General features: G+C 73.7%; 22 protein-coding genes. 11 read left to right on the forward strand and 11 right to left on the reverse strand.

Going from position 1 to position 23,041, the window contains the following annotated elements; translation table 11 throughout:
* The first annotated feature begins 75 nt into the window (after window positions 1-75).
* The 4 genes from QP089_RS01190 to QP089_RS01205 all read left to right on the forward strand — a co-directional run bounded on the left by QP089_RS01190 (window position 76) and on the right by QP089_RS01205 (window position 4,016).
* Window positions 76-864, forward strand: coding sequence for a spermidine synthase family protein (locus QP089_RS01190; RefSeq protein WP_285909235.1), 789 nt, complete (start codon window positions 76-78; stop codon window positions 862-864).
* Between the two features lie 34 nt (window positions 865-898).
* Entirely contained in the window at window positions 899-1,495 is a 597-nt protein-coding gene (locus tag QP089_RS01195) for a biotin transporter BioY (protein ID WP_285909236.1), read from the forward strand.
* Window positions 1,496-1,689: 194 nt separating this feature from the next.
* Window positions 1,690-2,925: an isochorismate synthase gene (locus QP089_RS01200; RefSeq protein ID WP_285909237.1), complete on the forward strand. Its 1,236-nt coding sequence runs from the start codon at window positions 1,690-1,692 to the stop codon at window positions 2,923-2,925.
* A 38-nt stretch (window positions 2,926-2,963) separates the two neighbouring features.
* Window positions 2,964-4,016, forward strand: a complete 1,053-nt coding sequence (locus QP089_RS01205; protein ID WP_285909239.1) for a helix-turn-helix transcriptional regulator — start codon at window positions 2,964-2,966, stop codon at window positions 4,014-4,016.
* Here the strand turns inward: QP089_RS01205 and QP089_RS01210 are convergent.
* Window positions 3,998-4,813, reverse strand: coding sequence for an Fpg/Nei family DNA glycosylase (locus QP089_RS01210; protein WP_285909240.1), 816 nt, complete (start codon window positions 4,811-4,813; stop codon window positions 3,998-4,000). The genes QP089_RS01205 and QP089_RS01210 overlap by 19 nt on opposite strands.
* Window positions 4,814-4,844: 31 nt before the next feature.
* A complete protein-coding gene (locus QP089_RS01215; RefSeq protein WP_285909241.1) occupies window positions 4,845-5,867 on the reverse strand; it encodes a fatty acid desaturase family protein in 1,023 nt (340 codons plus the stop codon).
* 172 nt (window positions 5,868-6,039) lie between these two features.
* Between QP089_RS01215 and QP089_RS01220 the strand changes: the two genes are divergently transcribed.
* The 3 genes from QP089_RS01220 (at window position 6,040) to QP089_RS01230 (ending at window position 9,032) form a co-directional block, all read left to right on the forward strand.
* A complete protein-coding gene (locus tag QP089_RS01220; RefSeq protein WP_285909242.1) occupies window positions 6,040-6,846 on the forward strand; it encodes a tyrosine-protein phosphatase in 807 nt (268 codons plus the stop codon).
* A 111-nt stretch (window positions 6,847-6,957) separates the two neighbouring features.
* Window positions 6,958-8,247, forward strand: a complete 1,290-nt coding sequence (locus tag QP089_RS01225) for a serine hydrolase domain-containing protein (RefSeq protein WP_285909243.1) — start codon at window positions 6,958-6,960, stop codon at window positions 8,245-8,247.
* A 71-nt stretch (window positions 8,248-8,318) separates the two neighbouring features.
* On the forward strand, window positions 8,319-9,032 hold the full coding sequence (locus tag QP089_RS01230) for a diguanylate cyclase (RefSeq protein ID WP_285909244.1): 714 nt from the start codon (window positions 8,319-8,321) through the stop codon (window positions 9,030-9,032).
* 132 nt (window positions 9,033-9,164) lie between these two features.
* Here QP089_RS01230 and menD read toward each other — a convergent pair whose 3' ends face one another.
* The 3 genes from menD to QP089_RS01245 form a co-directional block, all read right to left on the reverse strand.
* The gene (menD, locus tag QP089_RS01235; protein ID WP_285909245.1) at window positions 9,165-10,832 is read right to left on the reverse strand and encodes a 2-succinyl-5-enolpyruvyl-6-hydroxy-3-cyclohexene-1-carboxylic-acid synthase; all 1,668 of its coding nucleotides are present in this window, start codon (window positions 10,830-10,832) and stop codon (window positions 9,165-9,167) included.
* Entirely contained in the window at window positions 10,829-11,785 is a 957-nt protein-coding gene (locus tag QP089_RS01240; protein ID WP_285909246.1) for an o-succinylbenzoate synthase, read from the reverse strand. The genes menD and QP089_RS01240 overlap by 4 nt, the downstream gene beginning before the upstream one ends.
* 63 nt (window positions 11,786-11,848) lie before the next feature.
* Entirely contained in the window at window positions 11,849-12,748 is a 900-nt protein-coding gene (locus tag QP089_RS01245) for a 1,4-dihydroxy-2-naphthoyl-CoA synthase (protein WP_285909247.1), read from the reverse strand.
* Window positions 12,749-12,849: 101 nt separating this feature from the next.
* Here QP089_RS01245 and QP089_RS01250 point away from each other — a divergent pair, with 101 nt between their 5' ends.
* The 3 genes from QP089_RS01250 (at window position 12,850) to QP089_RS01260 (ending at window position 16,694) form a co-directional block, all read left to right on the forward strand.
* Window positions 12,850-14,004, forward strand: a complete 1,155-nt coding sequence (locus tag QP089_RS01250) for an AMP-binding protein (RefSeq protein WP_285909248.1) — start codon at window positions 12,850-12,852, stop codon at window positions 14,002-14,004.
* A gap of 57 nt (window positions 14,005-14,061) precedes the next feature.
* The gene (locus QP089_RS01255) at window positions 14,062-15,072 is read left to right on the forward strand and encodes a cation diffusion facilitator family transporter (RefSeq protein ID WP_285909249.1); all 1,011 of its coding nucleotides are present in this window, start codon (window positions 14,062-14,064) and stop codon (window positions 15,070-15,072) included.
* Window positions 15,073-15,323: 251 nt separating this feature from the next.
* Window positions 15,324-16,694 (forward strand): RNA polymerase sigma factor, encoded by a 1,371-nt coding sequence (locus tag QP089_RS01260; protein ID WP_285909250.1) that lies wholly within the window; start codon window positions 15,324-15,326, stop codon window positions 16,692-16,694.
* Between the two features lie 79 nt (window positions 16,695-16,773).
* Here the strand turns inward: QP089_RS01260 and QP089_RS01265 are convergent, their stop codons facing one another.
* From QP089_RS01265 to QP089_RS01275, 3 genes are all read right to left on the reverse strand, one after another.
* Window positions 16,774-17,958, reverse strand: coding sequence for an esterase-like activity of phytase family protein (locus tag QP089_RS01265; protein ID WP_285909251.1), 1,185 nt, complete (start codon window positions 17,956-17,958; stop codon window positions 16,774-16,776).
* A gap of 116 nt (window positions 17,959-18,074) precedes the next feature.
* The gene (locus QP089_RS01270; protein WP_285909252.1) at window positions 18,075-18,977 is read right to left on the reverse strand and encodes an ABC transporter permease; all 903 of its coding nucleotides are present in this window, start codon (window positions 18,975-18,977) and stop codon (window positions 18,075-18,077) included.
* Between the two features lies 1 nt (window position 18,978).
* Window positions 18,979-19,962 (reverse strand): ATP-binding cassette domain-containing protein, encoded by a 984-nt coding sequence (locus QP089_RS01275; protein ID WP_285909253.1) that lies wholly within the window; start codon window positions 19,960-19,962, stop codon window positions 18,979-18,981.
* A gap of 118 nt (window positions 19,963-20,080) precedes the next feature.
* Between QP089_RS01275 and QP089_RS01280 the strand changes: the two genes are divergently transcribed.
* A complete protein-coding gene (locus QP089_RS01280; protein ID WP_285909254.1) occupies window positions 20,081-20,680 on the forward strand; it encodes a MarR family winged helix-turn-helix transcriptional regulator in 600 nt (199 codons plus the stop codon).
* Here QP089_RS01280 and QP089_RS01285 read toward each other — a convergent pair.
* From QP089_RS01285 to nirD, 3 genes are read right to left on the reverse strand one after another with little or no spacing between them, the layout of a single operon-like run.
* Entirely contained in the window at window positions 20,632-21,384 is a 753-nt protein-coding gene (locus tag QP089_RS01285) for a sirohydrochlorin chelatase (RefSeq protein ID WP_285909255.1), read from the reverse strand. The genes QP089_RS01280 and QP089_RS01285 overlap by 49 nt on opposite strands.
* Window positions 21,377-22,567, reverse strand: coding sequence for a uroporphyrinogen-III synthase (locus QP089_RS01290; protein WP_285909256.1), 1,191 nt, complete (start codon window positions 22,565-22,567; stop codon window positions 21,377-21,379). The genes QP089_RS01285 and QP089_RS01290 overlap by 8 nt, the downstream gene beginning before the upstream one ends.
* Window positions 22,551-22,946: a nitrite reductase small subunit NirD gene (gene nirD / locus QP089_RS01295; protein ID WP_285909258.1), complete on the reverse strand. Its 396-nt coding sequence runs from the start codon at window positions 22,944-22,946 to the stop codon at window positions 22,551-22,553. The genes QP089_RS01290 and nirD overlap by 17 nt, the downstream gene beginning before the upstream one ends.
* Between the last annotated feature and the right edge of the window lie 95 nt (window positions 22,947-23,041).

Raw genomic sequence — 23,041 nt, forward strand, 5'->3', positions numbered from 1 at the left:
CCCGCCCCGCCCAGCCCCCGCCGGAGCGGCGCGCACCGCCCCGCCGCCGGGCGCCGGGTGGCTAGGGTCGGGGCCATGGACGTGATCGGGGAAGGCCGGGCCGACCCGGTCGTCGTGGAGCGCGCCGCCGGGGTCGGCGGTGAGCTGGTGCTGCGCCGGGCGGGCGCCGACTACGAGATCATCAGCAACGGGACGTTCCTGATGGACACCCGCAACGGCGAGTCCGAGCGGCTGCTGGTCCGCGCCGCCGTCGACACCGCCCTGAACGGCGACGGGGCCGGTGACGGCGGCGGGGGGCCGGTGCGGGTGCTGATCGGCGGCCTCGGCGTCGGGTTCTCCCTGGCCGAGGCGCTGTCGCTGCCCGGCGTCGGGCACGTCACGGTGGTGGAGCGCGAACCGGCGGTGGCCCGCTGGCACGCCGGGCCGCTGCGGCCCTGGTCGCGGGGCGGGCTGGACGACCCCCGCGTCGACCTGGTGCGCGCCGACCTCCTCGACGTCCTCCACCGCCCCGCCGACGGTGCGCCCGGCATGTTCGACGCGGTGTGCCTGGACATCGACAACGGCCCGCACTGGACGGTCACCCCCGGCAACGCCCGCCTGTACGGGCCGGACGGGCTGGACCTGCTGGCCGGACGCCTCACCCCGCGCGGGGTACTGGCAGTGTGGAGCGCCGGCGCCGCACCGGGCTTCCAGGACCTGCTGGCGTCCCGGTTCGCCCGGGTCCGGGCCCTGCCGGTGCCGGTGCCGCGCGGCGAGCCGGACGTGGTGTACCTGGCCGACCGCCCCCACCCGGCGGCACCGCACGAACCCGGACGGGACGCTTCCACCGACCGCGCCCGAGGTTCCGGACGACCCGTTCGCTAGGTTTCGGCTGACACCACCGTTCAAGGGAGGTTCAGTGGCCACTGCTCACGCAGCCCGGCGCGGCCCCGCCGTCCTGGGCGACCTGCTGCCCGGTTCCCTCGCCCGCGACGCCGCGCTCGTCGCCGGCGCGGCCGCCTTCACCGGCGTCGCCGCGCAGATCGCCGTGCCGCTGCCCGGCACCCCGGTACCGGTGACCGGGCAGACGTTCGCGGTGCTGCTGGCCGGCGCCGCGCTCGGCCCCGGCCGCGCCGCCCTCGGCATGCTCGTCTACCTGCTGGCCGGGATGGCGGGCGTGCCGTGGTTCACCGACGGCGCCTCCGGCACCGGCTTCCCGACGCTCGGCTACGTGCTGGGCTTCGTGGTCGCCGCCGCCGTCGTGGGCCGGCTCGCCGAACGCGGCGGCGACCGCACCCCCGCCCGCACCGTCGCCACCATGCTGACCGGCACCGCCCTCATGTACGCCGCCGGCGTCCCCTACCTGATGGCCTCGCTGCACGTCGGCCTCGGCAAGGCGCTGCACCTGGGCATGACGCCGTTCCTGCTGGGCGACGCGCTGAAGGTCGCGCTCGCGGCGGCGCTGCTGCCGGCGGCGTGGAAGCTGACCGGCCGCCTCACCGGCCGCGCCTCCTGACACCCGCCCGCGCCGACCCCCCGTGCGCCCTACCGCGCACGGGGGGTCGGCGCACCGCGTGCATGGGGGCGCGCTGATCGGGCATGTGCAGCCGGTGACGCCGCGCCGGCAGCGCGGGCATGTGGCGCACACCTCACCGGACGCCGCCGCCCCGCCTGTTTGAACAGGTTCAATTCTGCCGTACAGTGGCATTCGTGAAGCTCGCCGTGACAGCACCGGACCGCCTCGTCGTCCGCACCGCCGAGGTCGCCGACCCCGGCGACCTCGTCTCGAGACTTCCGCACCCCTCCGCCCTGGCCTGGATCCGCCACGGCGAGGGCATCGTCGGCTGGGGCGAGGCCGCCCGCATCACCCTGCCCGGCGGCGAGGACCGCTTCACCGCCGCCGCCGCGCTGCTGCGCGACCTGTTCGGCGCCGCCGCCATCGATGACCCCGTCGCCCTCCCCGGCACCGGCCCCGTCGCCTTCGGCGGATTCGCCTTCGACCCCAAGTCGCCCGACTCCGTCCTGATCGTCCCCCGCCGCGTCCTCGGCCGCCGCGACGGCCGCGCCTGGCTCACCACCATCGGCGACGACGCCGACCCCCTCTCCCTCGTCCACGAACCCCAGCCCCCCACCGGCCTGACCTGGGGCGACGGCGCCATGCCCGCACACGCCTGGGGCGAGGCCGTCGCCGCCGCCGTCCGCCGCATCCGCGGCGGCGCCCTCGGCAAGGTCGTCCTCGCCCGCGACCTCACCGTCCGCGCCGACGCCCCCATCGACGCCCGCGTCCTGCTGCGCCGCCTCGCCGACCGCTTCCCCGGCTGCTACACCTTCTCCTGCGCCGGCCTCGTCGGCGCCACCCCCGAACTGCTGATCCGCCGCACCGGCGGCGACATCGAATCGCTCGTCCTGGCCGGCACCACCTCCCGCGGCGACACCCCCGCCGCCGACCACGACCGCGCCGCCCGCCTGTTCACCTCCGCCAAGGACCGCGAAGAGCACCGCTACGCCGCCGACATGGTCCGCGACGCCCTCGCCCCGCTCTGCGCCGACCTGCACGTCCCCGCCGAACCCGAACTGCTCACCCTGCCCAACCTGCACCACCTCGCCTCCCCCCTCCGCGGCCGCCTCACCGCCGACCGCTCCGTCCTGGACGTCGTCGCCGCCCTGCACCCCACCCCCGCCGTCTGCGGCACCCCCACCGACACCGCCATGGACCTCATCCGCGAACTCGAAGGCATGGACCGCGGCCGCTACGCCGGCCCCGTCGGCTGGGTCGACGCCCGCGGCGACGGCGAATGGGGCATCGCCCTGCGCTGCGCCCAGCTCGACGGCACCCGCGCCCGCCTGTTCGCCGGCTGCGGCATCGTCGCCGACTCCGACCCCGCCGCCGAACTCGCCGAGGCCCAGACCAAGTTCCGCGCCATGCAGTACGCCCTCCAGGGCTGACCCGACCGGCCCCGCCCCGGCACCGGCACACTGGACACGTGCGCGCCTCACGCCTGCTGTCCCTGCTCCTGCTGCTGCAGACCCGCGGCCGCATGACCGCACAAGACCTCGCCGACGAACTCGAGGTGTCGGTCCGCACCGTCTACCGCGACGTCGAATCACTGTCGGCCGCCGGCGTCCCCGTCTACGCCGACCGCGGCCCCGACGGCGGCTACCGCCTCCTGGAGGGCTACCGCACCCGCCTCACCGGCCTCACCACCGGCGAAGCCGAATCCCTGTTCCTGTCCGGCATGCCCGGCCCCGCCTCCCAGCTCGGCCTCGGCGACGTCGTCGCCGCCGCCGAACTGAAACTCATGGCCGCCCTCCCACCCGACCTGCGCACCCGCGCCGCACGCATCCGCGAACGCTTCCACCTCGACGCCCCCGGCTGGTTCCGCCACCCCGACGACGTCCCCCACCTGCAGCCCCTCGCCGACGCCGTCTGGAACCAGCAGCGCATCCGCGTCACCTACCGCCGCTGGGCACACCCCCAGCAGGTCACGCGCGTCCTGGAACCCATCGGCGTCGTCCTCAAAGCCGGCACCTGGTACCTCATCGCCCGTGCCCACCACCCCGAAGCGTCCGACACCGACGCACCCGACGCCGAAGTGCCCGACGCAGGCGCGCCCCGCACCTACCGGGTCGCGCGGATCCTGACCCTCGACCCGCTCCCCCAGCACTTCGAACGCCCAGTCGGCTTCGACCTCGCCACCTACTGGGACGGATACGCCGCCCGCTTCGAAGCCGACTCCTACCGCGACGAGGCCACCGTCCGCCTGTCCCCCGACGGCCTCGAACGCGCCCCCATCCTCCTGCCCCCCGTCATGGCACGCGCCGTCCACGACAACGCCGGACCACCCGACCCCGCCGGCTGGACCCGCGTCACCCTCCCCGTCGAATCACAACGCCACGCCCACGTCGAATTCCTCAAACTCGGCGCCGACGTCGAAGTCCTCGCCCCACCCGAACTCCGCGCCATGATGACCGCCACCGCCCGCGCCCTCGCCGACCGCTACCTGCCCCCGCCCGGCCCTCACCCCGACGCCGGCTGACACCCCGGACACCAGAACAGGTTCCGCGCCGCCAGCTCCGCCGACGCCACCGGCGCCCCGCACACCAGGCACGGCAACCCCGCGCGCCGGTACACGTACACCTCACCACCATGATCGTCCACCCGCGGCGGCCGCCCCATCGCCTCCGGCGTGTGCTCCGGACGCACCGTATCGATCCGCCCCGACCGCACACCCTCCGCCATCAGCACCGCCAGATCCGCCCAGATCGCCGACCACTGCGCCTCCGACAGCGCCCGCCCCGGCAGCAGCGGATCGATCCCCTGCCGGAACAGCACCTCCGCCCGGTAGATGTTCCCCGGCCCCGCCACCACCGACTGATCCATCAGCAGCGCCGCGATGCTCGTCCGGCTCCGCGAGATCCGCGCCCACGCCCGCCCCGGATCGGCGTCCGCCCGCAACGGATCGGGCCCCAGCCGATCCCGCAGCAGCTTCACCCCGCCCGGCTCCAGCAGCTCGCACGCGTTCGGACCGCGCAGATCCGCATGCCCGCCCGCACCCGACAACCGCAACCGCACCGCCCCCTGCGGCTCGGGCGCCGGCAGCCCGCCGAACCGCCACGTCCCATAGATTCCCAGATGGACGTGCAGAACGCGATCGTCGTCGAACTCCAGCAGCAGATGCTTGCCGTGCGCGTCCGCGGCCGTCAACACACGGCCGTCGATCCCGGCCGCACCCGCCGCGAACCGGCCCTGCGGACTCTCGGCGGCGACGCGACGGCCGCCGAACACCCGACGGTGCTCGGCGGCCAGACGATGGAGGGTATGTCCTTCGGGCATGACGCCCGCAATCCTACGGTCCGCCCCGCGGTCACCGCAGCGGAGCGCCCACCTCCCGCATGTGCCCCAGCGCCTGCCGGTAGGACTCCACCAGCCCCGTCTCGGTGAACGGCAGCCCCACCGCCGCGCAGTGCGCCCGCACCAGCGGCTGCACCCGCCGCAGACTGCACCGCGGAATCCCCGGGAACAGATGGTGCTCGATCTGGTAGTTCAGCCCGCCCATCAGCCAGTCCACCACCACACCGCCCCGCACGTTCCGCGACGTCAGCACCTGCCGCCGCAGATGCCCCCACCGCTCACCCGGACCCGGCATCGCCATCCCCTTGTGGTTCGGCGCGAACACCGACCCCAGATGCACACCGAACAGCGCATGATGCAACGCCATCAGCACCAGCGCCTTCCCCGGCGACAGCAACGTGAACGCCAGCGACAGGTACGCCACCGCGTGCAACGCCAGCAGCCCGCCCTCCACCAGCTGATCGCGCCGCGACCGGCCCCGCAGGAACAGCACGCTGCCGACCTTCAGGTTCAGCCCCTCCAGCGTCAGCAGCGGGAAGAACAACCCCGCCTGATGCCGCGCCACCCACCGCAGCACCCCGCGCTGCCGCACCGCCTGCCCCTCCGTCCACGCCAGGACCCCCTCGCCCACATCAGGGTCCTTGCCGACATGGTTCGGATTCGCGTGATGCCGGTTGTGCTTGTCGGTCCACCACCCCTGCCCCATCCCCAGCAGCAGGTTCCCCAGCACCAGCCCCAGCACCCGGTTCGCCCGCGCCGACCGCGCGATCTGCCGATGCCCCGCGTCATGCCCGAGGAACCCCGTCCGCGCCGACAGCACCGCCAGCGGAATACCGAGCAGCACCACCCACCAGCTCGCCCCGGCCCACCCGACCGCCGCCCACACCGCCGCCGTCCCGGCCACGTTCAGCCCGATCGCCCGCGCGTAGTACCCGCGACGCCGGTCCAGCAGCCCGCTCGCGCGGACCTGCCGCGCCAGCGGAGCGAAATCACTGCCGGCCGCCCGGACGGGCGGGGCCTCGAGAGTAGCGGGCATCGGTTCCTCCATCGGATCGTCGGTAGGCCATCTGATCCGACAAGCTACGGAGCCGACCACCGGGCGGTCTCCACGCTGAGGAGCCAACCCCGCCCTGGCTCCCAGGTCCCGGTACCCTCACCCGGACCCTGCGTCCAAGACGGAACAACACGTCCATATAGGGTCAGAAGCCATGAACGAACCGACGCGGTGGATCGACCTTGACGGAGCCGTCAACGCCCGGGACCTCGGCGGGCTCCCCACCACCGACGGCGGCACCACCCGCCGCGGCCGCGTCCTGCGCTCGGACAACCTCCAGAACCTCACCGTCGCCGACGTCCGCCTCCTCCTCGACGAATACCACCTCAAGAACGTCATCGACCTGCGCAGCGACGCCGAGGTCCGGCTCGAAGGACCCGGCCCCCTCACCCGCGTCCCCTCCGTCACCCTCCACCAGCTGTCGCTGTTCCCCGAAGGCGGCCACCGCACCGACGTCACCGCCGACACCCCCGCCCGCGCCGACGTCGGCAAGGCCCTCCCCTGGCAGGGCCGCACCGCCGAGGGCACCGAACTCGACCGCTCCACCGGCCACTACCTCGGCTACCTCCACGACCGCGGCGACAACATCGTCGCCGCCCTGCGCGTCATGACCCGCGCCGACGGCTCCTCCCTCGTGCACTGCGCCGCCGGCAAGGACCGCACCGGCGTCGTCTGCGCCCTCGCCCTCGACGTCGCCGGCGTCACCCGCGAGGCCATCGTCGCCGACTACGCCATGACCGGCGAGCGCATCGACGCCATCCTCGACCGCCTGCGCGGCAGCGACACCTACGCCTCCGACCTGGACTCCCGCCCCGCCGACACCCACGTCCCGCACGCCGCCGTCATGGAGAAGCTCCTCGCCCGCATCGACGAGGAGTTCGGCGGCACGCAGGGCTGGCTCACCGGCCACGGCTGGACCGCCGAGGACACCGACGCCCTCCGCGACCGCCTCCTCGGCTGACCGGACACGCAAAACCCCCCGGCAAGGGGCACGACGCCCCGTCCGCGCCCCCACGGCACCGCCGCAGAAACTCATCGGCGCCTGCCGGCACGGCCGTCTACGGTTGGCCGGATGAGGATGGGGATCGATGAGGCCGGTGAATGGCTGCGCGAGCAGCTGCCGCGGCTGGCGGAGCAACACGCAGTGCCCGGGGTGGCGGTCGCCATCGACGCAGGCGGGCAGGTGGTCGAGGCCGCGGCCGGGGTACTGAGCACCGCGACGGGCGTCGAAGCGACGACCGACTCGGTGTTCCAGATCGGATCGATCACCAAGGCGCTGACGGCCACGCTGGTGATGGGACTCGTCCACGAGGGGCTGGTGGAACTCGACGCACCGGCGAGCACGTACCTCCCCGGGTTCCGCAAGGCGACCGTCCGGCAACTGCTGTGCCACACGGCCGGATTCGAAGGGGACGTCTTCACCGACACCGGCAAGGGCGACGACTGCCTGGAAAGGTACGTGGACCTGCTGGCCGACGTACCCCAGATCTTCGAACCAGGGGCAATGTTCTCCTACAACAACGCCGGCTACAGCGTGCTCGGACGGATCGTCGAGGTCATAAGGGGCGAACCGTTCGACCGATGCATGCGCGACCACCTCTTCACGCCCCTGGGCATGACGCACGCCGCCAACGACCCGTACGAGGCGATCCTGCACCGCGCCGCGGTGGGGCACCTCGGCGGACGGCCCGCCCCCGTCTGGGCGATGGCACGCTCGAACGCACCCGCCGGGTCGATGCTCGCCATGACCCCGCGCGACCTGCTGGCCTTCGCCCGGACGCATCTCACCGACGACAGACTGACCGCCATGCGCGAACCGCAGGTCGCCCTGCCCGACATCGGCTGGGGAACGGCCTGGGGCCTGGGCTGGGAACTGTACGACCTGCCGGGCGGCCCGGTGTTCGGCCACGACGGCAACACCATCGGGCAGTCGGCCGCCCTGCGCGTCGACCCCCGCCGCGACGTGTCCGTGGCGATCTTCACCAACGGCGGCGACCGCAAGCCGCTGATGAAGGAGATCCTCGGCCGCGCCGTCGAAACGCCCGCCGAGCCCGTCCCCGAGCCCGCGGCGCGCCCGGACGCCGGGCGCTGCACGGGCGTCTACCTGTCCAGCACGAGCCGGACCACCGTGAGCGAGGACGCACAGGGACGACTCTGGCTCGAGTACGTCCCGCTCGGCTTCGCGGTGCAAGCCGGCGACCAGCCGTACCGGACCGAACTGCTCGGCTGGCGCGGGGACTCCCTGCTGCCCGCGGAGCCCGGCCGCGGCCCCGTCGCGTTCCTCGGAGACGACGGCGAAGGCCGCGCCCGCTACCTGCACACAGGCCGGGCCGACGCCCGCGTGCCCGGACGGAACTCATAGTGTCACCCCGTGTACGGCCACGCCTCACGGGTAGCGCCGGGAACACCCGACACCACCCGGAGGCAACGCCGATGAAACTGCGCTCACCGCACCTGGCCGCCCTGCGCGCCCTCGCCGACCTCACGATCCGGCCCCGCGACGTCCGCCGCACCCTCGGCGTCGAGACCGCCACCCGCCGCTGGCTCATCGGCGGCGTCCTGCCCCTCTGGCTCGGCGCCGGCCTCGCCGACTGGCACCGCCACAAGAGGACCCGCATCGAGATCACCGCCGGCACCCGCGAGTCCATGATCCACTCGCTGATGATGACCGAGGCCGGCGTCCCCCTCGCCCTCGGACTGTTCTGCGAGGTCAACCCGGGCGTCCTCGCCACCTGCGGCGGTGCGCTCGCCGTCCACGGCGCCACCGCCTACTGGGACGTCAGCTACGCCGAGGAACGCCGCCGCGTCACCCCGCTCGAACAGCACATCCACAGCCTCCTGGAAGTCGTCCCCCTCATGGCAACCGGCTTCCTGACCGTCCTGTACTGGGACCAGGCGCGCGGCCTCGCCGGCCGGGACGGCCGCCCCGACTTCCGCATACGGCTCAAGCGCCGCAACCCGCTCTCCCCCAGGACCCGGATCGCGCTGCTGACGGCGATGGGCGTCTTCGGCGCCCTCCCCTATGCCGAGGAAATGCTCCGCTGCCTGCTCGCCCGCCCCACCCTGAAGGCGCAGCCGACCGCCGACCCGGCTCCCACGGCGACACTGTCCATCCCGGCAGACCCGCAGCACGTTACCGCCGAATGATCCGGACTAGCCTGTCGTTGTTAGTAGGTTTATAGTTTGATGATTATGCAAATCACCCGGCGCCTTTACATAGTAAATTAAGGGTTGAACTATCGGAGGCGCCAGCGGTCGCCGGTCTCGGTGCGTGGTCTCTCAGGCGAACAGTTCGCGGACGGCGGCGTGGGCCGCCTTGCGCATCTTCGCGTGCAGCACCGCGTTCGCGTCGCGGTCAGTGCGGGCCTCGACGATCCGCAGCCCCTCCCCCGCGATCACCTTGGGCAGGTCAGCCGCCGTCTCCAGCGGCCGGTACGGGACGCCGTGCGCCGCCGCGACCGCTTCAAGGTCCACCTGGTGCGGCGTGCCGAAGACCCGCTCGAACGGGCCGCGCAGCGCCGCCTGCGGCAGCAGCGAGAAGATCCCGCCGCCCTGGTTGTTCACCACGATGATCGCCAGGTCCGGACGGCGGTCGTGCGGCCCCACGATCAGCCCGTTCTGGTCGTGCAGGAACGCAAGGTCGCCGAGCAGCGCGTACGAGCGGCCGCTGTGCGCCAGCGCCGCGCCCATCGCCGTGGAGATCAGCCCGTCGATGCCGCTGGCGCCGCGGTTGGCCATGATGCGGATGCCGCGCCGCGGCCGCATCACCTGGTCCAGGTCGCGGATCGGCATGCTCGCCGCGGTGAACAGCAGCGACCCGCCCGGCATCGCCGCGACCAGGTCGCGCGCCAGCCGCGGCTCGCTGACCTCCGGCACGGCGTCCAGCACCGCGTCGACCGCCGCCGCGGCGGCCAGGTCCGCCGACCGCCACGACTTCAGCCACGCGTCGTCGCCCGACACCACCGGGATCTCGATCTCCGGCGCCACCTGCGTCGCCGACCGCACCGGGTCGGGCCAGTGCGCCAGGTCCGGGGCCAGCACGATGTGCTCCTCGGCGCGCCGCAGCAGCGACAGCAGCGGCCGCGACAGCCCCGGCTTGCCGAGCGTCACCACCACCTCGGGACGGTGCCGCTCCACGAACTCCGGGATCCCCAGCAGGAAATGGTGCGAGGTCAGCGCGTGGTCGCCGTAACGGGCGTTGCCGTTCGGCTCCGACAGCACCGGCCAGCCGGCCATCGACGCCGCCGCCACGTACCGCTTGACGTTCGCCGCGCCGTCGCCGACCACCAGCACGCCGCGCCGCGTCGGCGGGACGTGCAGCACCGACCCGGGCGTCGCCGCCCGCACCTTCGTCCACGCCCCGGTCGCGTCGCCGTCCAGCGGCTCGCACCACGACTCGTCCCCGTCGGGGATCAGCGGCTCGCGGAACGCCGCGTTCAGATGCACCGGGCCCGGCACCGGCGCCTGCGCCAGCCCCCACGCCCGGCTCACCAGCGACCGCCAGTACGCCACCATCCCCGGACGGTTCTCCGGCACGCCGACCTCGGTGCTCCACCGCGCCGCCGTCCCGTACAGCTTCACCTGGTCGATCGTCTGGTTCGCGCCGGTGTCGCGCAGCTCCGGCGGACGGTCCGCCGTGATCACGATCAGCGGGACGCCCGACTCGTGCGCCTCCACCACCGCCGGATGGAAGTTCGCCGACGCCGTCCCCGACGTGCACACCAGCGCCACCGGACGGCCCGACCGCTTCGCCATCCCGAGACCCAGGAACGACGCCGACCGCTCGTCGATCCGCACGTGCAGCCGGACCCGGCCGGCCTCCTCCGCGGCGTGCAGCGCCAGCGCAAGCGGAGCCGACCGCGACCCGGGCGCCAGCACCGCGTCGGTCATCCCGCAGCGCAGCAGCTCGTCGACCAAGACCGTCGCCAGCGCGGTCGCCGGGTTCACCCGTCCACCTCGACCATCGCCGGGCCCGCAAGGAACGCCTGGGCGTCCACGACCCGGCTCCGCCAGCCCTCGTCCAGGTCCGGCGCCGCGAACCGGGCCAGCGCCTCCTCGTCCACCACGGGCCTGCGCACCTCGATCTCACCGCCGGACTCGCGCAGCGGATCGCGCACGACATCGCCGTCCATCAGCGACAGCGTGCCGAGCCCGCACGCGTACGGCAGGTCCGGCAGCGCGGCGGCCAGCGCCACCCCCGCCGCCAGCCCCACCGACGTCTCCACCGCGCTGGACACCACCACCGGCAGCCCGCACGCCTCGGCGACCTCCAGGGCCGCCCGCACCCCGCCCAGCGGCTGCACCTTCAGCACCGCCACGTCCGCGGCCCCCGCCGCCCGCACCTTCAACGGGTCCTCCGCGCGGCGGATCGACTCGTCCGCGGCGATCGGCACGTCCACCATCCGCCGCACCCGCGCCAGCTCCTCCAGCGTCGCGCACGGCTGCTCGGCGTACTCCAGCTCCCACCGGTCCAGCGACCGGATCATCCGGGCCGCGTGGTCGACGTCCCAGCCGCCGTTGACGTCGATGCGGACCCGACCGTCCGGGCCGATCGCGTCGCGGACGGCCTCGACCCGCGCGAAGTCGTCGGCGTCGTCCTGGCCGCGCTCGGCGACCTTCACCTTCGCGGTCCGGCACCCGGAGGCCTTGGTCATCTCGAACGCCCGGTCCGGGCCGACCGCGGGGATCGTCACGTTCACCGGGATCCGGTCGCGGACGGGAGCGGGCCAGCCCTCGTACGCGGCCTCCCGCGCCGCCGCCAGCCACCGGGCGCACTCGGCCGGCCCGTACTCGGCGAACGGCGAGAACTCCCCCCAGCCGGCGGGGCCCCGGAACAGCACGCCCTCCCGCCGCGTCACACCGCGGAACCGCGTCCGCATCGGGATGGCGAAGACCCGCACCCGCTGACCCCCTGACCTGCCTGCCGAATCACGCTATTCCGGACCACATGGTGCGCCGGACATTTAGTAGTACCACGGGTGGCGCGACCAGTCGGGGTCGCGCTTCTCCAGGAACGCGTCGCGGCCCTCCGCCGCCTCGTCGGTGCCGTAGGCCAGCCGCGTCGCCTCCCCGGCGAACACCTGCTGGCCGACCAGGCCGTCGTCGATGAGGTTGAAGGCGTACTTCAGCATCCGCTGCGCGGTCGGGCTCTTGCCGTTGATCTTGCGGGCCCACTCCAGCGCCGTCGCCTCCAGCTCGGCGTGCGGGACGACCGCGTTCACCATCCCCATCCGGTGCGCGGCCTCGGCGTCGTAGGTGTCGCCGAGGAAGAAGATCTCCCGCGCGAACTTCTGCCCGACCTGCCGCGCCAGGTACGCCGACCCGAACCCGCCGTCGAAGCTCGCCACGTCGGCGTCGGTCTGCTTGAACCGGGCGTGCTCGCGGCTGGCGAGGGTGAGGTCGCACACCACGTGCAGGCTGTGCCCGCCGCCCGCGGCCCACCCCGGCACCAGGCAGATCACGACCTTGCCCATCATCCGGATCAGCCGCTGCACCTCCAGGATGTGCAGCCGGCCCGCCCGCGCCGGGTCGATCGACTCCGCGGTCTCGCCCTCGGCGTACCTGTAGCCGTCCTTGCCGCGGATCCGCTGGTCGCCGCCCGAGCAGAACGCCCACCCGCCGTCCTTGGGCGACGGCCCGTTGCCCGTCAGCAGCACGCACCCGACGTCGGACGACATCCGCGCGTGGTCCAGCGCCCGGTACAGCTCGTCGACGGTGTGCGGGCGGAACGCGTTGCGCACCTCCGGCCGGTCGAACGCGATGCGGACGGTTCCCTGGTCCACGGCCCGGTGATAGGTGATGTCGGTGAACCCGAACCCCTCGACCTCTTTCCACGCGTCCGCGTCGAACAGCTCCGAGACCATGTGATCCTCTCCCGTCGTGGCCCGCCTGGAGCGGCGCCGTGCCCATTCAACCGTCCCGCCGTTTGAACGCGTTCAGCGGGGTCGCCTACCCTGATGAGATCATGGATCGCCGCCTGCACGCCGTCGTGCTCCCGCCCGGCCCCCGCCTGCTGCGGGCGCTCGCCGCCGCCCTCGACGGCGGCCCCGCCGTCTGCCCCCTGCCCCCCGGCCTGCCCGCGCCCGCGCTGGAGGCGATGCTGGACGCGCTGGCGCCCGACGCCGTCGAGACCGAGGACGGCCTCACCCCGCACCGCACCGTCGGCGAGCGCGCCCCGCTCGCCGACGGCACCGCCGTGCTGATCGCCACGTCCGGCTCCACCGGCGCCCCCAAGTTCGTCGAGCTGTCGGCCGCCGCGCTGCGCCACTCCGCCGCCGGCACCCTCGCCCGCATCGAGGCCGCGCCCGGCGACCGGTGGCTGTGCTGCGTGCCGACCAGCCACATCTCCGGTGTCCAGGTCCTCGTCCGCTCCCTGCTCGCCGGCACCGACCCGATCATCACGCCCCGCTTCGACACCGGCGCCGTCGCCGCCGCCGGGCGCGTGCACATCTCCCTGGTCCCCACCCAGCTGCGCCGCCTGCTGGGCGCCGGCACCGACCTGTCCCGGCTCGGCGCGATCGTCCTCGGCGGCGCCGCCGCCGCGCCCGGCCTGCTCACTGAGGCCCGCGAACGCGGCGGCCGCGTCTTCACCACCTACGGCATGAGCGAGACCTGCGGCGGCTGCGTCTACGACGGCACCCCCCTGGACGGCATGCGTGCCGAGGTCGGCGCCGACGACCGGATCCGCCTCGCCGGGGCGTCGCTGTTCACCGGCTACCGGCTGCGCCCCGAGCAGACCGCCGCCGTCCGCGACGGCGAATGGTTCGTCACCCAGGACCTCGGCGCCCTGGAGGACGGCCGGCTCCGCGTCCGCGGCCGGATCGACGACGTGATCAACACCGGCGGGGAGAAGGTCGTCGCCGGCGAGGTCGCCACCGCGCTGTCGCGGCACCCCAAGGTTCGCGACGTCGTCGTGGTCGGCCGCCCCGACCCCGAGTGGGGCGAGCGGGTCACCGCCGTCGTGGTGCCCGCCGCCGAGCCCCCCGCCCTGCCCGAGCTGCGCGCCTTCGTCCGCGAGACGATGCCCGCGGCCGCGGCGCCCCGCGAGCTGGAACTCGTCAGGGCGATCCCGCTGCTGGCCTCCGGCAAGCCCGACCGCGCCCGGCTGCGCAAGGGCTGACCGCGCCGCGGCGACCGCCGCGCATGGCACCGCGACGATCGGGGGAGGACGACCGGCATGGGCGAGGAGCGCGAGGAGCCGGAGAACGAGAGCCGCGTGACCGTCCTGCTGGCGCTCCTGGCCAACCTGGGCATCGCCGTCGCGAAGATCGTCGCCGCGCTGGTCACCGGGTCGGCGTCGATGGCGGCCGAGGCCGCGCACTCGGTCGCCGACACCTTCAACGAGATCCTGCTGATGGTGGGGCTGCGCCGCAGCGGCCGCCCCGCAGACCGCCGGCACCCCTTCGGCTACGGCAAGGAGCGCTACATCTGGACGCTGCTCGTCGCCGTCGCGATCTTCGGCATGGGCGCGCTGTTCTCCTACTACCAGGGCTTCCAGACGCTCTTGCGGGCCCGGTCGGGCGAGGAGACCGACCCGCTGATCGGGTACATCGTGCTGGCGGTCGCGTTCGTCCTCGAGGGGACCTCCTGGCAGCAGGCCCTGCGGCAGACCCGCGCCGCGGCCCGCGAGGAGTCGCTGCCGTTCTTCGCCTACATCCGCCGCACCGACGAGCCCACCTCGATCAGCGTCCTGCTGGAGGACTCCGCCGCGCTGATCGGCCTGCTCCTGGCCTTCGGCGGCCTCGGCCTGCACCAGCTCACCGGCTCGCCGGTCTGGGACGGCATCGGATCGGCACTCATCGGCGTGCTGCTCACCGTCGTCGCGCTGGTCCTCGGCCGCATCAACCTCAACCTGCTGATCGGCAACCAGGCCGACCCGCGGATCGTCGACGACGTGCGCGCCCGGCTGTACGCCGCGCCCGAGGTGGAATGGGTCGTCGACATCATCACCATGACGGTCGGCGCCGACCGCGTCCTGGTCTGCGCGCGGCTGGACTTCCGCGACGCGCTCACCGCCGGCGACGTCGAACGCGCCTGCGTCCGCATGTCGCGCGAGCTGCGCGAGGCGCACGAGGAGATCGACGAGGTCTTCCTCGAACCGGTCCCCCGCGACGACCCTGAGCTGCGGGAACGGGTCGTTGCCCGGTACGGCCGGACGCTGCGGCCGAAGGAGCCGGACGCAGAGTGATCTTGATCATATCGATCCCACCCGCGGCCTTTACGTAGTAAGGTAGGGCTGGAGGCTCGGGACACGGTGTGAAACGCCGCCGACCGGGCACCACGAACCCCTGGATCGCTCCCCTCGCGATCCCCGCCGGGACGCCGATCCGCGGCGCCGGGAACAAGAACCCGGCCGTGCGACGTTCCCGTATATGCGTGCGCCGACAGCGAACGACGACCCGCGCCGCATCCACACACCGAAGGGAGAGGGGTGCCCCCATGCCGCGAAGCGCTATCGAGACCCCGCTCACGGAGTCGGCGAGCCCCGCGCTCGACGACCTCCTGAAGCGCGGCCGCGCCCAAGGGCGCCTCTCGCTCGACGAGGTCAGGGGAGCCTTCGAGAGCGCCGGTCTCAGCCCCGCGCAGGGCCGCTCCATCCTGCGCGAGCTGTCCGAGGCCGGCATCAGCCTGGCCGGCGAGCCCGACACCGTCCGCAGGATGGCCGCGGCCGCCGACCACGACGGCGGCGAGACCGCCCAGGCCACCCCCGGCACGGCCAAGAAGCGCACCGCCGGCCGTACCGGCGCCAAGACCGGCGGGCGCACCCGCAAGGCCGCCGCCCGGAACGGCGGTCGGGACGAGGGCCGGGCCGGCGCGGGCGACGCCGACGTCCCCGAGGAGGGCTTCGAGGTCACCGAGGTCGAGGCCGCCGACTCCCCCGCCGACCTGGACGACCAGTCGACCACCATGGGCGACTCGGTGCACACCTACCTCAAGGCGATCGGCCGCCGCCAGCTGCTCACCGCCGAGCAGGAGGTCGACCTGGCCAAGCGCATCGAGGCCGGGCTGTACGCCGAGCACAAGCTGGAGACCGAGGAGCTGTCCCCGCGGATGCGCGCCGACCTGGAGTGGGTCGCCGCCGACGGGCGCCGCGCCAAGGCCCACATGCTCGAGGCCAACCTGCGGCTGGTGGTGTCGGTCGCCAAGAAGTACTCCGACCGCGGCCTGTCGCTGCTGGACGTCGTCCAGGAGGGCAACCTCGGGCTGATCCGCGCCGTGGAGAAGTTCGACTACTCCAAGGGCTATAAGTTCTCCACCTACGCGATGTGGTGGATCCGGCAGGCGATCCAGCGCGGCTTCGCCGACTCGGCCCGCACCATCCGGCTGCCCGTGCACGTGCTGGAGATGCTGAGCAAGCTCAGCCGCGTCGAGCGCGACATGCACCAGCGGCTCGGCCGCGAGCCCACCCCCGAGGAGCTGGCGGTCGAGCTGGACAAGAGCCCCGAGCAGGTCCGCGAGCTGCTGCGCACCAGCCGCCAGCCGATCAGCCTGGACTCCACCATCGGCGAGGACGGCGAGACCCGCATCGGCGACCTCATCGAGGACACCGACAGCCCCGAGGCCTCCGAGCTGGTCGACCGCCAGCTGATGGCCGACCAGCTGCGCCGCACCCTCGACATCCTGTCGCCCCGCGAAGCCAAGATCATGGCGATGCGGTTCGGGCTGTACGACGGGACGCCCCGCACCCTCGACGAGATCGGCAAGGCCCTCGGCCTGACCCGCGAGCGGATCCGGCAGCTGGAGAAGGAGTCGCTGTCGAAGCTGCGGCACCCCAGCAACGCCCGCCCGCTGCTCGACTTCGCCGTCTGACCCGCGCCCACCGCGGCACCGGCGCCCGCCCGATCATCCGTGATCGGGCGGGCGCCGTCGTTTCCGCAGGCCGGCGGGGTCAGCGGCCCCGGACCGCGAACGCCAGGAACTCGGTGACCTCCTGGGCGTCGAAGTTGTCGTCGGAGCAGATCACCAGCGTCCGCTCCCCCGACTTCAGCTTCGGTCCCCAGCCCATCCCCTCCAGGTTCTGCGTCGGGGAGGCGTACCGGCCGAGGTCGGCGACCAGCTGCTTGCGGACGGGCCGGTACTTGTGCCCCTTCGCCAGGCTGTGGCGCGCCACTACGTTCGTCGCGCTGCGGGTGTCGAACTCGTACAGCTTGACCTTGTAGCCGACGCCCTGCAGCCACGACCGCTCCAGCGCCAGGTAGCGGTGGTCGTCGATCGCCAGGATCTCCGACACGCCGCTGTCGGCGACGCCGCCCGCCGGGACGGGCGCTGCCGGTAGCCGGTCGACCGGGTAGGCGACCTGCGACCGCACCTTCCCGTGCCGGTTCCACAAGGTGAGCCTGGTCACGGCGCCGTGCTGCACCGTCGGCAGCGCGCCGTCCTCATAGCGCGGCCCCTCGATCATCCCGGCGATGGTGTGCGGCGCGATGGCCAGCGCCTCCATGCCGAAGTTGCGGCGCGGCCCGTGGTGGCCGGTGGTGAGCCGCAGGTCCTCGGGCAGCGGCAGCGTGCCGCGGTAGCGGCCGTCGCGGCCCGCCCACTGGACGGTCAGCGGCGCCAGCGGCACCTGGTGGGTCTCGTCGGGACGGTCGCCCTCGTTGCCCCACAGCACCCGCCCGCCGCGCGGGTCGTAGCGGACCGACTCCGGGTCGACCGAGCGGGGCTTGCCGAACCCCGGGTACGGCTTGCCGTCCGCGTCCGTCAGCGTGTGCACGCCGGTGACGGACACGCCGCCGAACCGGCCCGTCCGCCGGTCGATGTCGACCCGCCCGGTGTAGAAGCGGGCCGGGTCGTACCGCCACCGGTCGTCGGAGATCATGTACCAGTCGCCGGTGCGCGGGTCTCGGTCGATCCCCGACAGGCCGCCGACCGTCGTGCCCTGGAACTTCATCAGGTGCGGCAGCCGCTTCTCCCCCAGGAACCGCGTGATCCGCAGTCCCGCCGCCGCTCCCGCAGCCCGGTCCGCCGCCCGCGCCGCCGCCCGCGCAGGGCCCTGCACGACCGCCGGAACCGCCACCGCCGCGAGGACGGCGGCCGTCGCCGCCGTCCCCCGCACCATCCTCCGATGCCCGTTCAACCTGTCCACCATCACCCTTCGCATCCGAGCCGATTCACTGTGTAGCCGGGCTCAGTATGCTGCATCACTCACCGTGGCGATGGAGTTTCGGACGGTGTTTCCGGCGGCGCCGGCGGTCAGTCCGCGTGGCGGAACTCCAGGATCGCGACGCCCATCAGGCCGACGCCCATGGCCACCACGATCAGGATCTCCAGCCAGACCGGGACGACCCACCCGTTCCAGGTGACCCCGGGGTTGAAGGTGCGCCGCAGCGCGGGCGTCAGGTCCAGGTGGGAGAAGACCGCCTGGCGCAGCGGATCGACGGCGTAGGTCAGCGGGTTGAACCGGGTCAGCACGGTCAGCCACGTCGGCAGGCCGTTCAGCGGGTACAGCGCGCCGGACAGGAACATCATCGGCATCATCGCCATCTGCATGAGGCCGAAGAACGACTGCATCTGCTTGATCCGCGCGGCCATCATGACGCCGAACCCGGTCAGCGCGAACGCGCCGAGGAACATCAGCCCCAGCAGCTCCAGGATCAGGACGGGGTCGTAGGGCACCCCGGCGAGCCCGGCCAGCGCGACGATCACCGCGCCCTGCAGCGTCGCCACCAGCGCCCCGCCGATGCACTTGCCGATGACGATCGAGCTGCGACTGACCGGGGCGACGAGCATCTCGCGCAGGAACCCGAACTCGCGGTCCCACACGATCGACCCGGCGGAGAACATCGCGGTGAACATCACCGACATCGCGCACACGCCGGGGAAGATGAACGTCTTCAGGTCGATGTCGCCGTGCGCGCCGCCGCTGGCCATCAGGTTGGACAGCCCGGTGCCCATGACCAGCAGCCACAGCACCGGCTGCACCAGCCCCGACACCATCCGCAGCTTGTCGCGCCAGAACCGGATCAGCTCCCGGTGCAGGACGATCTTCACCGCGCGCAGGTCCTGGCGCAGCCCCGGCTCGGGCACCCGGACGCGCACCACGTCCGCGACCGGCGCCGCCGCCCCGGGCGAGTCCGCCCGCGTCGAGCTCGTCATCTCATCTCCTCGCCGCACGCATCATGACGCGCATCCTGTCGGTGGAGCCGGCCTCGGCGTCGCGGATCGTCGAGCCGGTGAAGGACATGAAGACGTCGTCCAGGGACGGCCGGGACACGCTCACCGACCGGATCGGGACGCCGAGCTCGGCGAACAGCCGCGGCACGAACGCCTCGCCGGAGGCCACCGAGAAGGCGACGGCGCCCTCCGACATGCCGGCCTCCAGGTCGAACCGGTCCCGCAGCGCGGCGATCGCGGCCTCGTCGTCGGCGGTCTGGATGCGGACGCGGTCCTTGCCGACGCCCGCCTTCAGCGCCTCCGGGGTGTCCAGTGCGACGATCCGCCCCGAGTCCATGATCGCGATGCGGTCGCAGAACTCGGCCTCGTCCATGTAGTGGGTCGTCATGAAGATGGTGATCTCCTCGGCCTCCTTCAGCTGCCGGATGTAGTCCCAGATCGACGCGCGGGTCTGCGGGTCCAGGCCGACGGTCGGCTCGTCCAGGAACAGCACCCGCGGCGAGTGCAGCAGGCCGCGCGCGATCTCCAGCCGGCGCTTCATGCCGCCGGAGTAGGTCTGCACCAGGTCGGCGCGCCGCTCCCAGAGCCCGACCATCTCCAGCACCTGCCGGATGCGCTCGCCCATCACGCCGCGCGGCACCCCGTACAGCTCGGCGTGGAAGCGCAGGTTCTGCTCGCCCGACAGGTAGCCGTCGAGCGTCGGGTCCTGGAAGACCAGGCCGATGTTGCGGCGCACGCTGTCGCGCTCGGCCACCACGTCGAAGCCGGCGACCAGCGCCCGGCCGGCGGTCGGCTTCAGCAGCGTGCAGAGCATGTTGATGGTGGTGGACTTGCCGGCGCCGTTCGGGCCGAGGAAGCCGAAGATCTCCCCCGGCGCCACGGTGAAGCCGATCCCCCGCACCGCCTCCACGTCGCCGAACTTCCTGATCAGGCCGTCGACCTCGACGGCCGGTCCCCCGCCCGGCATGGGGCCTCCCCTCCGATGGAGATATGCGCCCATATTTTGGGCTTTCCAACGGTAGGAGTAACCTATCTCTCACGTCAAGAGAGATTTAGGTCGTCCAAGTGACCTGGAGGAGCGGGACGTGACGGAGCAGGCCGACCCGATGTACGACTCGCCCACCTACCTGATGTACGAGACGGTCCGCCTCGTCCGCCGCACCGCGGCGCGGGTCTGCCCGGGGCAGCTGCGCATGCCGCAGCTGCTCGTGCTGTGGTGCGTCGCGCGGTCGGGACCGCTGTCGCAGCGCGACGTCGCGGAGCGGCTGCGCATGGACGCCGGTGACCTCGTCGGCATCGTGGACGCGCTGGAGGAGGCCGGGCACGTCCGGCGGAGCCGCGACCCCGCCGACCGGCGGCGGTACGCGCTGGAGGCCACCGAGACCGGCCGCGCGTTCCTCGAGGAGAGCCTGGACGCCCGCGTCCGCCTCAACGAGCTGCTGTTCGAGCCGCTGTCACCGGACGAGCGGCGGCAGTTCAGGGCGATGCTGCTGCGCGTCCTGGCGCACCACGACGACCGGTTCACCGCCCTCGCGCACGACGGCGCCTCCCCGCAGACCGGCACGCCCACACAGGGAGCGGTGCCACGCGAACGGGTCGTCACCCCGCAGGTCGAGGCCCTGCACGACAGGGCGCGTCAGCACGCGGAGGCGGGCTCGCCGATCCGCGACAGCGCCTCGTCATAACGGCGCAGGACCAGCCGGGCCGCCGCGTCGTGCGCCCCGATCGGCGCGGCCACCGCGTCCGCGCCGCACTCGTGCATCCGGTCCAGGAACCGGCCGGGCGCCAGCAGGTACGAGGCCACGACCACGCGCGCGGCACCGCTCCGCCGCCGCTCGGCGACCACGTCGCGCAGCGCCGGGCCGCCGGCGGCCACGACCCCGTACGGGACGGGCCGCCCCAGCCGCCGCGCCAGCAGCCGCGCCGCCGCCCGCACGTCCGCGACGCCCGCCGGGTCGGCGGAGCCCGCCGCGCCGAGGACGACGGTGTCCTGCGGATGCGGCGGGCCCCCGTTCTCGGGCCGGCCGGACGGCCTCGCGCCCAGCCGTCCGGCCAGCGCTTCGGCCAGCAGCGCGTCCGGGCCCAGCGGACGCGCCGTCACGGCACCGGGCAGCAGCCGCCCGGCGCGCTCAGGGATGTCGATCAACGCGTGGTAGCCGCGCCCCAGCAGCAGCGGCACGACGACCACCGGGCCGTCCGCCCCGCGTGCGACCAGTTCGGCGGCGGCCTCTTCCAGCGACGGCGACACCAGTTCCCCGTACGCCTCCGCCACGTGCAGCCACGGGCGCCGCGCCCGGACCCGGTCCAGCAGCTCCCGCACCACGGCGGGACCGGACGGGTCGCGGGTGCCGTGCGCGACGGCCAGCAGCGCGGGATGCCGGTCAGCCACCGGCACCCGCCGCCAGCCGGTCGACCAACCGGGGATCGCACGCCAGCCGGTAGCCGCGCTTGACGACCGTCTCGACGATCCCGGGACGGCCGAGACCCCGCCGCAGCCGCGCCACCGCCATCTCCACCGCGTGCTCGTCGGCCTGCGGCCGCGCCTCCCGCGACCAGGGCGAACCGGTAACCACCAGGCGGCTCGGCAGCACCCCGCACAGCTCCGCGCGCGACACCACGTGCCCGGGCCGCCGCGCCAGCGCCCGCAGGATCGCCATCGGCGCGGGCGCGATCGGACGCAGCTGCCCGTCCAGCACCACGGCGTGCCCGCGCAGCTCCAGCGACGACCCGCGCACCGACAGCAGCCGCGCGCGCCGGCGCGGCAGGTCCGACACCAGCGCCCGCACCAGCGCGCCGATCCTGGCCCGTTCCGGCTGGACGGTCGGCACGCCGCGCTCGGCCAGCGCCTGCGCGGTGACCGGCCCCACGCACGCCGCGACCACCTGGGTGCGCAGCGCCTCCAGCAGCGCCTCCTCCAGGTCGTCCTCGGCGGCGACCGCGAGCGTCGCGGCGACGGCGGGGGCGCTGGTGAAGGTGATCGCGTCCACGGTCCCGGCGACGGCCTGCCCGACGAGCCGCCGCAGCGGCGTGCCGTCCTCGGCGCGCGCCCACCGGTACACCGGGATCTCGATCACCTCGGCGCCCGCCGCGCGCAGCGCCCCGGTCAGCTCCGGCTGCCGCTCCCCGTACAGCTGGACCGCGATCCGCGCGCCCTTCAGGTCCTTCTCCAGCAGGTGCGCGATGACCTCCGCGCAGCCCTCCGACTCCGGCGACCAGCGCTCCTGCAGCCCCGCCGAGCGGATCGCGCCGCGCGCCTTCGGGCCGCGCGCCACGATGTCGGCGCCGCCGAGCGCCGTGATGAGGGCGTCGCGCAGCCCCCAGCCGTCCGCCGCCTCCAGCCAGGCCCGGAACCCGATCCCGGTCGTGACGACGGCGTGGTCGAGCGGCCGCTGCAGGCACGCCCGCGTCGCCTCCAGAAGCTCGGCGTCGTCGGCCAGCGGGACCAGGCGGATCGCGGGGGCCAGCACCACCCGCGCGCCGCGCCGCTCCAGCAGCGTCGCGAGCTCCTCGTGGCGGCGGGCCGCGGTCACCCCGACGGCGAACCCGGCCAGCGGCTCACTGTCGGTGCTCATCGGTGAGCGCCACCTCCACGCGGTCGCCGGCGGCCGCGCGGCGGACCGGGAAGGTCGGCACCGCCACCCGCGGATCGTCCAGGCAGACCCCGGTGCGCAGGTCGAAGACCTGCTTGTACATCGGCGAGGCGACCGTCGGGGTGCCGTCGCGGGTGCCGAGGATGCCCCGCGACAGCACGTACGCGCCGCTGAACGGGTCCAGGTTCGACAGCGCGTACAGGGTCCCGTCGAACGCGCGGAACACCGCGACCTGCGTGCCGTCCAGCATCGCGCAGGCGCCGCGCTCGGGGATCAGGTCGGTGTAGGAGCAGATGTCGAACCAGCGGGCCGCGGCTTCGGCGGGACGCCTCGTGATCGTCGCTTCGGATGTGATGCTCATCGGACGGCAACCTCCAGGCGAGTCGCGTGCGGGGACATTCCAGGCGGGAAATGAGCAATGGGCGTCATCAGGCCGACGCCTTGACGTTGTAAGGT

Source organism: Actinomadura opuntiae (assembly GCF_030283205.1).
Classification (GTDB): Bacteria; Actinomycetota; Actinomycetes; order Streptosporangiales; family Streptosporangiaceae; genus Spirillospora.

Coding starts and splice junctions, on each gene's coding strand:
- QP089_RS01260 (WP_285909250.1), top strand. CDS start 15,324: ATGCCGCGAAGCGCTATCGAGACCCCGCTCACGGAGTCGGCGAGCCCC.
- QP089_RS01245 (WP_285909247.1), bottom strand. CDS start 12,748: ATGGTCTCGGAGCTGTTCGACGCGGACGCGTGGAAAGAGGTCGAGGGG.
- QP089_RS01210 (WP_285909240.1), bottom strand. CDS start 4,813: ATGCCCGAAGGACATACCCTCCATCGTCTGGCCGCCGAGCACCGTCGG.
- QP089_RS01290 (WP_285909256.1), bottom strand. CDS start 22,567: ATGAGCACCGACAGTGAGCCGCTGGCCGGGTTCGCCGTCGGGGTGACC.
- QP089_RS01250 (WP_285909248.1), top strand. CDS start 12,850: ATGGATCGCCGCCTGCACGCCGTCGTGCTCCCGCCCGGCCCCCGCCTG.
- nirD (WP_285909258.1), bottom strand. CDS start 22,946: ATGAGCATCACATCCGAAGCGACGATCACGAGGCGTCCCGCCGAAGCC.
- QP089_RS01230 (WP_285909244.1), top strand. CDS start 8,319: ATGAAACTGCGCTCACCGCACCTGGCCGCCCTGCGCGCCCTCGCCGAC.
- QP089_RS01220 (WP_285909242.1), top strand. CDS start 6,040: ATGAACGAACCGACGCGGTGGATCGACCTTGACGGAGCCGTCAACGCC.
- QP089_RS01215 (WP_285909241.1), bottom strand. CDS start 5,867: ATGCCCGCTACTCTCGAGGCCCCGCCCGTCCGGGCGGCCGGCAGTGAT.
- QP089_RS01275 (WP_285909253.1), bottom strand. CDS start 19,962: ATGCCGGGCGGGGGACCGGCCGTCGAGGTCGACGGCCTGATCAGGAAG.
- QP089_RS01270 (WP_285909252.1), bottom strand. CDS start 18,977: ATGACGAGCTCGACGCGGGCGGACTCGCCCGGGGCGGCGGCGCCGGTC.
- QP089_RS01225 (WP_285909243.1), top strand. CDS start 6,958: ATGAGGATGGGGATCGATGAGGCCGGTGAATGGCTGCGCGAGCAGCTG.
- QP089_RS01255 (WP_285909249.1), top strand. CDS start 14,062: ATGGGCGAGGAGCGCGAGGAGCCGGAGAACGAGAGCCGCGTGACCGTC.
- QP089_RS01190 (WP_285909235.1), top strand. CDS start 76: ATGGACGTGATCGGGGAAGGCCGGGCCGACCCGGTCGTCGTGGAGCGC.